This window comes from Streptomyces sp. NPDC048196 (genome assembly GCF_040652715.1).
In the GTDB taxonomy this organism is placed as follows: Bacteria; Actinomycetota; Actinomycetes; order Streptomycetales; family Streptomycetaceae; genus Streptomyces; species Streptomyces siderophoricus.
The window spans coordinates 1-12,073 of record NZ_JBEZMM010000033.1 but is presented as its reverse complement, the minus strand read 5'-3'; the positions used below and the strand labels follow the sequence as shown (position 1 = coordinate 12,073).

General features: G+C 72.9%; 10 protein-coding genes. 2 read left to right on the top strand and 8 right to left on the bottom strand.

Translation table 11 applies throughout. The features are described from left to right. Positions 1–189: 189 nt before the first annotated feature. The 6 genes from AB0E02_RS26965 to AB0E02_RS26940 all read right to left on the bottom strand — a co-directional run bounded on the left by AB0E02_RS26965 (position 190) and on the right by AB0E02_RS26940 (position 7,338). Positions 190–1,215 carry an alpha/beta fold hydrolase gene (locus tag AB0E02_RS26965; RefSeq protein ID WP_362143361.1) on the bottom strand — a complete coding sequence of 342 codons (1,026 nt, stop codon included), beginning with the start codon at positions 1,213–1,215 and terminating at the stop codon, positions 190–192. A gap of 466 nt (positions 1,216–1,681) precedes the next feature. Continuing rightward, positions 1,682–2,128 (bottom strand): hypothetical protein, encoded by a 447-nt coding sequence (locus AB0E02_RS26960; RefSeq protein ID WP_362143360.1) that lies wholly within the window; start codon positions 2,126–2,128, stop codon positions 1,682–1,684. 255 nt (positions 2,129–2,383) lie between these two features. After that, a complete protein-coding gene (locus AB0E02_RS26955) occupies positions 2,384–2,920 on the bottom strand; it encodes an O-acetyl-ADP-ribose deacetylase (RefSeq protein WP_362143358.1) in 537 nt (178 codons plus the stop codon). A gap of 31 nt (positions 2,921–2,951) precedes the next feature. Next, entirely contained in the window at positions 2,952–4,373 is a 1,422-nt protein-coding gene (locus AB0E02_RS26950; RefSeq protein ID WP_362143357.1) for an NAD(P)/FAD-dependent oxidoreductase, read from the bottom strand. A gap of 40 nt (positions 4,374–4,413) precedes the next feature. Beyond that, positions 4,414–5,247, bottom strand: a complete 834-nt coding sequence (locus AB0E02_RS26945) for an inositol monophosphatase family protein (protein ID WP_362143525.1) — start codon at positions 5,245–5,247, stop codon at positions 4,414–4,416. A gap of 231 nt (positions 5,248–5,478) precedes the next feature. After that, positions 5,479–7,338, bottom strand: a complete 1,860-nt coding sequence (locus AB0E02_RS26940) for a gamma-glutamyltransferase (protein WP_362143355.1) — start codon at positions 7,336–7,338, stop codon at positions 5,479–5,481. Between the two features lie 189 nt (positions 7,339–7,527). Between AB0E02_RS26940 and AB0E02_RS26935 the strand changes: the two genes are divergently transcribed. Next, positions 7,528–8,295 (top strand): Sir2 family NAD-dependent protein deacetylase, encoded by a 768-nt coding sequence (locus tag AB0E02_RS26935; protein WP_362143354.1) that lies wholly within the window; start codon positions 7,528–7,530, stop codon positions 8,293–8,295. 60 nt (positions 8,296–8,355) lie between these two features. On the opposite strand, the gene AB0E02_RS26930 is transcribed toward AB0E02_RS26935, so the two are convergent. Together AB0E02_RS26930 and hydA are read right to left on the bottom strand one after the other, a co-directional pair. Next, positions 8,356–9,363, bottom strand: coding sequence for a TIGR03842 family LLM class F420-dependent oxidoreductase (locus AB0E02_RS26930; protein ID WP_362143353.1), 1,008 nt, complete (start codon positions 9,361–9,363; stop codon positions 8,356–8,358). A gap of 11 nt (positions 9,364–9,374) precedes the next feature. Then, on the bottom strand, positions 9,375–10,784 hold the full coding sequence (gene hydA / locus AB0E02_RS26925) for a dihydropyrimidinase (protein WP_201805038.1): 1,410 nt from the start codon (positions 10,782–10,784) through the stop codon (positions 9,375–9,377). A 303-nt stretch (positions 10,785–11,087) separates the two neighbouring features. Between hydA and AB0E02_RS26920 the strand changes: the two genes are divergently transcribed. Next, complete coding sequence (locus AB0E02_RS26920) at positions 11,088–11,960, top strand: ABC transporter substrate-binding protein (protein ID WP_362143350.1); 873 nt, start codon at positions 11,088–11,090, stop codon at positions 11,958–11,960. The last annotated feature ends 113 nt before the right edge of the window (positions 11,961–12,073 follow it).

Sequence of the window (12,073 nt, the reverse complement as noted above, 5' to 3'; positions counted from 1 at the left end):
TACCAGGTCCGGCGCAGATCGCATCGCTTCGTCTCGGCGGACGGGGCGCCGGTACGCGGGACTCGTGCCGGCGGCTCCTCCGGCTCATCCTGCTCCTCCGGCTCGTCCGGCTCCTCCTGCTTACCGCCCGGGGTGATCGCACCTCACCTCGCGCGGCGATCGCAGCTCACCTCACGAAGCGACCGCACCTCACCGCGCGAACCGGTCCAGCGCCGCGATCACCTCGGCGCGGGTCCGACCGCTCCCCTTGTGCCCGGCGTCGTCGATCACGATCAGCCGGGCGTCGGACCAGGTACGGGACAGCTCCCAGGCGGTGGCGAGCGGACTGCTCAGGTCCTGGCGGCCGTGGATGAGCACCCCGGGGATGCCCATGAGTCGCCCGGCCCCGCGCAGCAGGACGCCCTCCTCCAACCACGCACCGTGCGAGAAGTAGTGCGCGCAGATCCGGACCAGCGCCAGTCGCGCCGTCGACGGCCGGTCCCCGTAGGGGTGGGCGGAGCCGTGCGGCTCCATGGAGAGCACCGCGTCCTCCCAGGCACACCAGTCCGCGGCGGCCCGCTGCCGTACGGCGGGATCGGGATCGTCCATCAGCCGCGCATACGCCGCGACCAGGTCCCCGTCCCCAGCCCCAGCCCCAGCCCCAGCCCCAGCAGCATGCGCACCATCCGTCCCGTCCGCGCGCTGCGCACCCCGCGCCGCCCCGTCCCGGAAGCGTTCCCACGCCTCGGGGAAGAAGCGGCCGACCCCCCGGTACAACCAGTCGATCTCCGAGCGCCGGGTCGTGGTGACGCCCGGGATGACGATCTCCGAAACGCGCTCGGGGTGCTGTTGCGCGTACGCCAGGATCAGCGTGGAGCCCCATGACCCGCCGAACATCAGCCAGCGCTCGATGCCCAGGTGCCGGCGGAGCCGTTCCATGTCGGCGAGCAGATGCGGGGTGGTGTTGTGCCGCAGGTCCGTCGCGGGGTCGCCGGCGTGTGGGGTGGAACGCCCGCATCCGCGCTGGTCGAAGAGCACCACCCGATAGCGGTCCGGGTCGAAGTACCGGCGCGCCCGGGCCGTACACCCCGAACCCGGCCCGCCGTGGACGACCAGTGCGGGCTTCCCCCGTGGGTTGCCGCACACCTCCCAGTACACGCGGTTGCCGTCACCGACGTCGAGCATCCCGGCGTCGTACGGCTCGATGGGCGGATAACTGTCGCTCAAAGGGCGCATGGCGTCACGCTATCGGACCCTGCGGAACGGCCTCGGCTTAGCGGCACCCTGCATGGGTGGCCTACCCAATTGCGTTCACGGCGAGGGGAGTTGGCCTCATACCCCGTCCCAGTGCGACGGATCACGCCGCGGTGGCCACCTCCGCACGGGCAAGGACGGTATGCGAGCCCCAGTTCGTGATCGACCGCCTTGCTGGTGCGGGTGGCGGCCGTGACGGCCGCGGCCATGGCCGCCCGCCGGAGCAGCCGGGCGACAAGAGAATGCTGTGACACGGCGGCATGTCTTGGCCGCACGGGCCTCGATTACGCACGGAGCACGGGATTGACATGCCCTCTACCTACCGACAAGTAGCGCTTGCTATCGGCCAGTTGAGGCCAAGGAGGAGGACCGGCTGCGCCGGATGCGGCAGGAGAGCCCGTCAGACAGCGGCAGCAAAGCCCGCCACACAGCAGAATATGACGTGTCGTCAGTTCCAGAGACGGGCGGTGACAACGCGTGGTGTGTCCGCCGGCCGGTCGGCGGGGTAGGTCAGGGTGATCCGGGTGTAGTGCCACTGGCCGGGGTGGCCGGGGCGGTGCTGCGGTGCGTCGAGGCGCACCCGGACGCGGTAGCTGTGGAAGTGGCCCGCCGCGCAGTAGGGCCGGCAGTCGTTGACCATGTCCCGGCCCTCGGCCACCGCCGACTGCGGCTGCCAGCGCGACCAGCGAAGCGACGTAAGGACGTTGTTGCCGTCGCCGCACGCGAGCATGAAGGTGCCCGGGCGGACCTGTGGATTCTCGGCGCAGTCGACGACCGCCGCACCGGGCCGCGTTCGTGGTGCCGACGAGGCGGAGACCGGCGCCGATACGCCGGCCACCGCGAGTGCCGCCCCGGCACAGACCAGAGATGCTGTTTTCGCGCGCTGAGCTCGCATACCCGCTCCTCAACCGCTTCGTATGCGTACGCACCGGCTGCGACGCGGGGCCCGGCACTCGGTCGGGGGCCGGCGTTCCCGCGGGGCGGTCGTGCTCTTTCCCCGCCACGCTACGACCGCGACGCGGGACGACGCCACCCCAGAAGGTCACAAACGTGCAACACGGAAAATACCGGCAATGCGGTGCATGTGAGGCACTCTTGCTGCCGTGCAAGGCACCCGTCGGAGGCCGCCGTTCCGGCCCTCTCCCCCCGGTCAGCGCATCTGCGCCGCGAACGCCGCATACGCCCGTTCGTCGAAGAGGACGAACCGGACCTCTTCGACGGCCGTTTCCGCTGCCCGCACCGCCTCCACCGCGATCCGCGCGGCGTCCTCCATCGGCCAGCCGTAGACGCCGGTGGAAATGGCCGGGAAGGCGACCGTGCGGGCGCCGAGTTCGTCGGCCACCCGGAGCGCTTCGCGGTGGCAGGAGGCCAGCAGGTCGCTGCGGTCCTCGGACGTGGAGTGGACCGGGCCGACGGTGTGGATGACCCAGCGGGCGGGCAGTCGGCCGGCGGTGGTGGCGACGGCCCGGCCGGTGGGCAGGCCGCGGCCGTAGTGGGAGGCGCGCAGGGCGCGGCACTCGGCCAGGATGTCCGGGCCGCCGCGCCGGTGGATGGCGCCGTCCACTCCCCCGCCGCCCAGCAGTGAGGAGTTGGCGGCGTTCACCACGGCGTCGACGGCCTGTTCGGTGAGGTCGCCCTGGACGAGGGTGACGCGGGGAGCGCGGGCTGCGGCGCGGTCGGAACTCATGGGACGAGCGTAGGACGCGGGGCCGCTCGGGTCAGCGACGGTTCGCGCGCAGGCGACGCCAGACCGCCTTGGCGGCGTAGTGGCCCGACATGCCGTGGACGCCCGGGCCGGGCGGGGTTGCCTGGGAGCAGAGGAAGACCGCGGGGTGGGCGGTCTCGTAGGGGACGCGGGTGAGCTTGGGGCGGATGAGCAGGCGCAGGCCGGCCGCGGAGCCGGTGGCCGTGTCGCCGCCGACGTAATTGGCGTTGCGGGCGGCGATCTCCGGGGGGCCGGCGACCGCGCGGGCGAGCACGAGGTCGCGGAAGCCGGGGGCGAAACGTTCGATCTGCCGCTCGACGAGCTCCGTGGCGTCGCCCTCCCAGCCGTTGGGGACGTGGCCGTACGCCCAGAAGACGTGCTTGCCCTCGGGGGCGCGGGTGTCGTCGATCAGGCTGGGCTGCGCGGTGATCAGGAACGGGACGGAGGGGTCCTGGCCGTGCACGGCGGCGCTGAGCGCGGCGCCGATCTCGCTGCTGGTGGGGCCGATGTGGACGGTGCCGGCCCGGCGGGCGGCCGGGGCCGTCCACGGCACCGGCTCCGCCATGGCGTAATCGACCTTGAAGACGGCGGGGCCGTAGGTGACGTCGCGGTAGGCGTTGCCCAGGCCGGCGATCCGGGCCAGCGCGGTCGGCGAGGTGTCGAAGACGTACGCACGGGCCGGCGGCAGGTCGTCCAGCCGCTTGACCTCGAAGTCGGTGTGCACCGCCCCGCCGTGCGCCCGCAGCAGCCCGGCCAGCGCATCGGAGATGGCCTGCGAGCCGCCGCGCGCCACCGGCCAGCCGTTGGCGTGCGCGGCGAGCGCGAACATCAGGGCGATGCCGGACGTCCCGAGCCCGCCGAGCGGCGAGATGGCGTGCGCCGCGAGGCCGGCCATCAGGGCGCGGGCCTTCTCGCCCTGGAAGCGGCGGTTGAGGAGGGTGACCGGCTGCGCGGCGACCAGGCCGAAGCGGGCGTAGGTCAGCGGGTCGGAGGGGACCCCGAGCCACTGCGTCCGCAGGAAGTCCTGCGCCATGGCGTCCCACCTGCCGATGAACGGCGCCACCAGCCGGCGGTACGCGCCGGCGTCACGCGGGCCGAACGACATCGCGGTCTCGCCGACGGAGTGCGCGAGCACCGCGGCCGTACCGTCCGGGAACGGGTGCGCCATCGGCAGCTCGGGGTGCACCCATTCCAGGCCGTAGCGGTCCAGCGGCATCTTCATGAAGGCCGGCGAGCCGGCGCCGGTCGGGTGCACCGCCGAGCAGGGGTCGTGGCGGAAACCGGGGAGCGTCAGCTCCTCCGTACGGGCGCCGCCGCCGATGGTGTCGCGGGCCTCGAAGACCTCGACGGACATTCCCCGCCGGGCCAGTTCGACGGCCGCCGTCAGGCCGTTGGGTCCTGCCCCGATCACGACGGCATCGAGCATCCTCGGCACCTGCGCCACTCCCCTCACGTCCGACCCTCGTCGGTGAGGATCAGTTGGCGGCTGCCAGCAGTCCGAGGATACGCCGCGCGGTTTCGGCGTCCCGGGCGGCGGTGAAGGGCAGCGCATTGCCGCCGGTTATCCGGAACGGCCGGCCGGTGACCGTACCGCTGGCGCCGCCCGCCTCGTGGACCAGCAGCAGGCCGGCGGCGTGGTCCCAGGGGTTCTCCCAGCTGAAGGCCGTGGCGTCGAGGTCACCGCGGGCTATGTGCAGATACTCCAGGCCGGCCGAACCGCAGGGCCGGGGGGCGATCCCGCCGGTGTCGAGGGCGGCCAGCACCCGCTTCTGGTCGTTGTCGGTGAAGTCGTGGTGGGACGTCGCCACGTCCAGGATCGCGTCGGGGGCGGGGCTGCCGGTGCGCAGCGGCACGCCGTTCAGCTCGGCGCCGGCGCCGCGGCGGGCGACGGCCATCAGGCCGAGCGCGGGGGCGTACGTCCAGGAGGCGAGCACCTCTCCGCGGTGGGCGAGCGCGACGAGGGTGGCGAAGCCGGGGTCACCGTGGACGAACTGGCGGGTGCCGTCGACCGGGTCGACGATCCAGACGGGTGCGTCGCCGTGCAGCGCGTCGAGCACGACGGGGTCGGCGTGCACCGCTTCCTCGCCGACCACCAGGGAGCCGGGCAGCAGGGCGGTCAGGGCGACGGCCAGGTGCTCCTCGGCGCGCCGGTCGGCGATGGTGACGAGGTCGTGCGGGCCGTTCTTCTCGACGATGTCCTCGACGGCGAGCTGCCGGAAGCGGGGCATGATCTCGTCGGCCGCGGCACGGCGGATGGCGGCGTCGACGGCCGCCAGGTCCAGCCCGGACAGGTCCGGCGAGAGGGCCATGGGGGCGCCTGCCGCATCGGCGACACCGGTGACCTCGGGCTCGGTCACCTCGGTATCGGTGACATCGGTGACGTTCGTGACGGCAGCGGCATCGGTGATGTTCGTGGTGTCTCCCGGTTCTTGGGTACGAAGTGCTTCGATCATGTGTCCATCGAACCATGAGCCACTGACACAGCAGCCGGCCGCAAGATGAACTCCGGGTGCCGCCGGGTGTACGGCCAGGTGCCGGGCTCAACGCCCGACCGCGTACCCCTGCATCCCGCGCGGATTCGCCGCCGCGGACAGCACCCCGGTCTCCGGGTCCCGCGCCACCGCGCACAGCCGCCCCTCGGACCATGCGTCGCCCACCGTGACCAGATGGCCACGCCGGCGCAGCGCCTCGATGGTCGCCGTGCCGATCCGGGATTCCACGGTCACGCTGCCCGGCCGCATCCCGCGCGGGAAGAAGGACCCCGGGAAGGAGTCGTTGTGCCAGTTCGGGGCGTCGATGGCGCCCTGCAGGTCGAGGCCCCCGCGGACCTTTGGGCGCAGTGCCACCGCCAGGAAGAAATGCAGCTGCCACTGGTCCTGCTGGTCGCCGCCCGGTGTGCCGAAGGCCAGCACCGGCACACCGTCACGCAGCGCCAGGGACGGGGTGAGGGTGGTGCGGGGGCGGCGCCCCGGGGTGAGCGAGTTCGGCAGGCCCTCCTCCAGCCAGGCCATCTGCAACCGGGTGCCGAGCGGGAAGCCGAGGGCGGGGACGACGGGGTTGGACTGCAGCCAGCCGCCGGACGGGGTGGCCGAGACGAGGTTGCCCCAGCGGTCGGCGACGTCGAGATGGCAGGTGTCGCCCCGGGTGGCGCCGGTGCGGTCCACCTCGGGCGCGACGTCCGCGGGCGCCCCGCCTCCTACGGTCGGCTCGCCCGTGCCGCTCACGGAGAGGCCGCTCTCGGTCCCGGGAGCCGCCGGGCCGCCGTACCGGTCGTCACCGGCCGCCACCGCCGTCGCGTGCTCGCCGATCCGCGGGGTACGGCCGTCCGGGCTGCCGGGCCGCAGCTCGTACGAGGCGTGCTCGCCGATGAGCGCCCGGCGGGCGGCGTTGTAATCGTCGCCGAGCAGGGCGCGAAGCGGCACCTCGTCCGCGTCGCCGTACCAGGCTTCCCGGTCCGCCATCGCCAGCTTGCAGCCCTCGATGAGCAGATGGACGTACTCGGGGCTGCCGTAGGCGGGCAACTCCTCGGGCAGCAGGGCGAGTTGCTGCAGGAAGGCGGGCCCCTGCGACCAGCCGCCCGCCTTGGCCACGGTCCAGCCGTTCCAGTCATGGGTGACCGGCGCCTCGTACGTGGCGGAGAAGGCGGCCAGGTCGTCACCGGTGAGGGTGCCGGCGTGCCGTTCGCCGGTGGTGTCCATGGCCGGGCGGGCCGCGAAGTCGGCGAGCGCCGCGCCGATGAAGCCCTCGCGCCAGATACGGCGGGCCGCCTCGATCTGCGCCTCGCGCCCGGCCGAGGCGGCCTCGGCCTCCGCGAGGAGCCGCCGCCAGGTGGCGGCCAGCGGGCGGTTCCTCAGCAGTCCGCCCGGGGCGGGCGCCGTCCCGCCGGGCAGGTAGATCTCGGCGGACGACGTCCACTCCGTCTCGAAGAGTTCCCGGACGGTCTCGACGGTCCGGCCGATCCGCTCGACGGCGGGGTGCCCGTGCTCGGCGTAGCCGATGGCGTACCGCAGGACCTCGGCGAGCGACTTGGTGCCGTGGTCGCGGAGCAGCAGCATCCAGGCGTCGAAGGCCCCGGGGACGGCGGCGGCGAGCGGCCCGGTGCCCGGAACGAGCGCCAGCCCCAGCGAGGTGTAGTGCGCCACGCTCGCGCCGGCCGGTGCCGGTCCCTGCCCGCACAGCACGCGCACCGGCCCGCCGGCGGGCGCCAGCAGGATCGGCACCTCGCCCGCGGGCCCGTTCAGATGCGGCTCGACCACCTGGAGCACGAACCCGGCCGCCACCGCCGCGTCGAAGGCGTTGCCCCCGTCCTCCAGCACCGCCATCGCCGACTGCGAGGCCAGCCAGTGCGTACTGGAGACCATCCCGAAGGTGCCCTGAAGGGTGGGCCGGGTGCTGAACACGTCGCCGCAACTCCTCATCTCTCCCACGCCCCGCGGCCCCGCTCCGCCCCACTCCCGCCCAGAGCCCACCCACGCCGACGCCCTCGATCCGTACCCGCCCACTCTCTCCCCATGTCGGCACCCGGAACACCCCCGCCCCAGGCCCAATTCCCTCGCCGACGGCCACCCCCGCTGCGTACCCTCGGCCCCATGAGCAGTAGTGGTGCAGGGGGCGGGGGCCGGACGCGGCGGGTGCTCGTGGGGATCCTGAGCGGGGCGGGGATTTCCACGGACTCGGGGATTCCTGATTACCGGGGGCCGAACGGGCTGTGGCGGCGGGATCCGGAGGCCGAGAAGCTCGTGACGTATGACGCGTACATGAGCGACCCGGAGGTCCGGCGGCGGTCGTGGCAGATGCGGCGGGAGAGCCCGGCGTTCCGGGCGAAGCCGAACGCGGCGCACGAGGCGGTGGCACTGCTGGAGCGGTCCGGGACGCCGGTGCGGGTGATCACACAGAACGTGGACGGCCTGCACCAGCTCGCCGGGGTGCCTGAGCGCAAGGTGCTGGAACTGCACGGGACGGTGCGGGCGGTGACGTGTACGCGGTGCCATGCGCGGTCCTCGATGGCGGACGCGCTGGCGCGGGTGGCGGCCGGTGAGCCCGATCCGGACTGCCTGGTGTGCGGCGGGATCCTGAAGTCGGCGACGGTGATGTTCGGCGAGCGGCTGGATCCGCAGGTGCTGGGGACGGCGCTGGGCGTGGCCAAGGCCGCCGAGGTCTTCATCGCCGTCGGGACCACACTCCAGGTCCAGCCGGCGGCCTCGCTCGCCGGCGTCGCGGCGGAGCACGGCGCGCGACTGATCATCGTCAACGCCGAACCGACACCGTACGACCCGCTCGCCGACGAGGTCGTCCGCGAGCCGATCGGAACGGCCCTGCCCAGGTTGCTGGCGGGGCTGGCGGAGGGGGTGGAGTAGGGCCGGGGGGCGGGACGGCAAGGTGGCCGCCCCGGGTGCCCTGCCGCCTCCCATCCCCCGCTACCCCTCGGTGAATGCCGGGATGATGTCCGTGCCGTAGGCGTCGAGGGTGGCTTCCTTGGCGTCGTGCATGGCGTAGACGGCGAACTGGTCGACGCCCAGGGCCTGGAGTGCGCGGAGCTTGTCGCGGTGGGCGGCGGGTGGGCCGAGGAGGCAGAAGCGGTCGACGATGGCGTCGGGGACGAAGGCGGTGTCGGGGTTGTCGGCGCGGCCGTGGTGGGCGTAGTCGTAGCCCGTGCGGGACTTGATGTAGTCGGTCAGCTCGTCGGGGACCATGCCGGAGTGCTCGCCGTAGCGGGCGACGAGGTCGGCGACGTGGTTGCCGACCATGCCGCCGAACCAGCGGCACTGCTCGCGGGCGTGGTCGAGGTCCTCGCCCACGTAGGCGGGGGCGGCGACGCAGATCGTGACGGCGGCCGGGTCGCGGCCGGCGTCCATCGCGGCCTGGCGTACCGCCTTGATCATCCACTCGGTGAGGAAGGGATCGGCAAGCTGGAGGATGAAGCCGTCGGCCAGCCGGCCCGCCATGGCCAGGGCCTTCGGGCCGTACGCGGCCATCCAGACCGGGAGGCGGCCGCCCCGGATCCACGGGATGCGGACGCGGTGGCCGCCGCCGAGGTCGGCCTCGCGGCCCTCGGCCAGGTCGCGGATGGTGCCGATCGCCTCGCCCAGCCGGGCCAGGGTGTTGGGCCGCCGGCCGGCCACCCGCATCGCGGAGTCGCCGCGGCCGATGCCGCAGACGGTGCGGTTGCCGTACATCTCGTTGAGGGTGGCGAAGGTGGAGGCGGTGACCTCGGGGGCACGGGTGGACGGGTTGGTGACCATCGGGCCGACGATCAGCCGGTCGGTGTGTTCCAGGATGCGGCTGTAGAGGACGAACGGTTCCTGCCACAGGACGACCGAGTCGAAGGTCCAGCCGTAGCGGAAGCCGTTGCGCTCGGCGCGCCGCATCAGGGACACGACGGCGGAGGAGGGCGGGTCGGCCTGCAGGACAACTCCGAAGTCCACGGCGGCGCTCCTTAGATGAGGTACTGGCAGGTGCCACGCGGGATGTACTGGCCGTGGCCCGCGTGTCCGGTGAACTCCCGGCGGTCGATGACGAGTTCGCCGCGCGAGAGGACCGTCTCGACCCGGCCGGTGAGCTGCTTGCCCTCGTAGGCCGAGTAGTCGACGTTCATGTGGTGGGTCCGGGCGGAGACCGTCTGCTCGGCCGCGGGGTCGTAGATGACGAGGTCGGCGTCGGCACCGGGGGCGATGGTGCCCTTCTTCGGGTAGAGGCCGAACATCCGGGCCGGGGTGGCGCAGGCGATCTCGATCCAGCGGCGGCGGCTGATCCGGCCCTCGACGACGCCCTGGTGGAGGAGGTCCATCCGGTTCTCGATGCCCGGCATCCCGTTGGGGATCTTGGTGAAGTCGCCGCGGCCGAGCTCCTTCTGGCCCTTGAAGCAGAACGGGCAGTGGTCGGTGGAGACCACTTGGAGGTCGTTGGTGCGCAAGCCCCGCCAGAGCGCCGCCTGGTGCTCGCGCGGCCGCAGCGGCGTGGAACAGACGTACTTGGCGCCCTCGAAATCCGGCTCGGCGAGGTTGTCGGTGGACAGGAACAGGTACTGCGGGCAGGTCTCGCCGAAGACGTTCAGCCCCTTGTCGCGGGCCTGGGTGATCTCGGCGACGGCCTCCTCGGCGGAGACGTGGACGACGTAGAGCGGGGCGCCGGCGACCCGGGCGAGCTGGATGGTGCGGTGGGTGGCCTCGGCCTCCAGCAGGACGTGCCGGACCTCGCCGTGGTAGCGCGGGTCGGTGCGGCCGGCGGCCAGCGCCTGTTCGGCCAGCACGTCGATGGCGATGCCGTTCTCGGCGTGCATCATCACCAGCCCACCGTTGTCGGCGCAGCGCTGCATGGCGCGCAGGATCTGCCCGTCGTCGCTGTAGAAGACGCCCGGGTAGGCGGTGAAGAGCTTGAACGAGGTGACGCCCTCGGCCACCAGGAGGTCCATCTCCTTGAGGGTGTGCTCGTTGACGTCGGAGAGGATCATGTGGAACGCGTAGTCGATCGCGCACTGGGCGTCGGACTTGGCGTGCCAGGTGTCCAGACCGGCGCGCAGCGAGGCGCCGCGGGACTGGACGGCGAAGTCGACGATGGTGGTGGTGCCGCCCCAGGCCGCCGCGCGGGTACCGGTCTCGAAGGTGTCGGAGGAAGCCGTCCCGCCGAACGGGAAGTCAAGGTGGGTGTGGGCATCGACACCGCCCGGGATGACGTACTTGCCGGTGGCGTCCAGGGTGCGGTCGGCGGCGGCCGCCCAGCTGTCGGCGGTCGGACTGCCATGGGCTGCTAGGGCGGCGATCCGCCCGTCCTCCACCAGGACATCGGCGTGGATCTCATCGGCGGCGGTGATCACCAGTCCGCCCCGGACGACCGTACGGCTCACCATGTCAGCTCCCTGCCTGTCCACCCGTGCCTGCCTGACGCCATGTCATGCCCGGTCTACACCCGTAGATTCCGCTCGAGAAGGAGACACCGTAGAAGCATGTCACCATCCGTGGCAATACCGTGACGCTCGATCAGCGTGCCGGGTTCGTGTTGCGCCGGCGATCAGCCGGTCGGTTCACGACGGGCCGCAGCGGGCGCGGAGGGGTGCGGAAGTGGCGCGATGGGCAGGTATCCGCCGACGCCGGCGGGCAATCCTCGCGAGCGGCGCACCTCATGGCGGACGACACTGAAAAGGCGGCAGGTCATGGAGCAGCGCACACCGTGGGAGTTCTCCGACGACCGGGGGCGCCTGGTGGTGGCCGGACAACGGCCGGCACGGCTGGTGACGTACATACAGGCCGGGGCGACCCTGTGGGACCACGGCATACGCCCGGTGGGCCTGTTCGGGTCGCAGCACGACGGCGCCGTCCCCGACCCCGCCAAGGGCGGTGAGCTGCCGCTGGCGGAGATCCCCTATCTGGGCGCGGGCGCCGCGCTGCACCCCGACGCGCTGCTGGAGGCCGAGCCGGACCTCGTGGTGGCGGTGACGTACGACGGCGAGCAGCTCTACGGCCTGGAGCAGAAGACCGCGCTGGAACTGGAGGCACACGTACCGGTCGCCACCGTCGCGGTGGGCCCGGGCCGCAGCCTGGCCGAGGTCCGCGAACGCTTCGCGGCACTGGCCGGCTCCCTCGGTCTGGGCGAACCACTGGGCATGGCACGGGAGTTGGACGCCGCGGAGGACGCCCTGCGGCAGGCGGCCGGCGGCCCGGTCCGCCCCCGGGTCCTGGCCCTGTCACCCGCCGGCCCCGAACGGGTCCATCTGGCCCGCCCCAGTTCCTGGCCGGACCTGCGCGCACTCGCCGAGCACGGCGTGAACCTGGTGGAACCGCCCGCCGGCGCGGGCATCAACTGGTCCACGGTCGGCTGGGCGGAGGCGGCCGGACTGGCCCCCGACATCATCCTCATCGACGCCCGTTCCAACGCGGCGCGCCCCGAGACCCTGCGCGCCGACGCCCACTGGCGCGCACTGGAGGCGCACGTACGCCTCCTGCCCTGGAACCCGGAAGCGCCGTGCAGCCGCCTCGCCCACAGCCGCTTCTTCTCCGGCCTGGCGAGGGCACTGCGGGCTGCTTGATTCCCACGTACCTGGCCGTCCCGCCGCGGGGCTTGCCGTTGTGCGCTTGCGGCGCCCCGCACGTACCTGTCTGCTGCGCCGCGGGTCGTCTCGCCGTTGCGCGCTCTGCGGCG

What these genes read in the sequence shown, in the direction of transcription:
- AB0E02_RS26935 (WP_362143354.1), top strand. Translation starts at nt 7,528, where the DNA reads ATGAGCAGTAGTGGTGCAGGGGGCGGGGGCCGGACGCGGCGGGTGCTC.
- AB0E02_RS26945 (WP_362143525.1), bottom strand. Translation starts at nt 5,247, where the DNA reads ATGGCCCTCTCGCCGGACCTGTCCGGGCTGGACCTGGCGGCCGTCGAC.
- AB0E02_RS26960 (WP_362143360.1), bottom strand. Translation starts at nt 2,128, where the DNA reads ATGCGAGCTCAGCGCGCGAAAACAGCATCTCTGGTCTGTGCCGGGGCG.
- AB0E02_RS26965 (WP_362143361.1), bottom strand. Translation starts at nt 1,215, where the DNA reads ATGCGCCCTTTGAGCGACAGTTATCCGCCCATCGAGCCGTACGACGCC.
- AB0E02_RS26955 (WP_362143358.1), bottom strand. Translation starts at nt 2,920, where the DNA reads ATGAGTTCCGACCGCGCCGCAGCCCGCGCTCCCCGCGTCACCCTCGTC.
- AB0E02_RS26920 (WP_362143350.1), top strand. Translation starts at nt 11,088, where the DNA reads ATGGAGCAGCGCACACCGTGGGAGTTCTCCGACGACCGGGGGCGCCTG.
- hydA (WP_201805038.1), bottom strand. Translation starts at nt 10,784, where the DNA reads ATGGTGAGCCGTACGGTCGTCCGGGGCGGACTGGTGATCACCGCCGCC.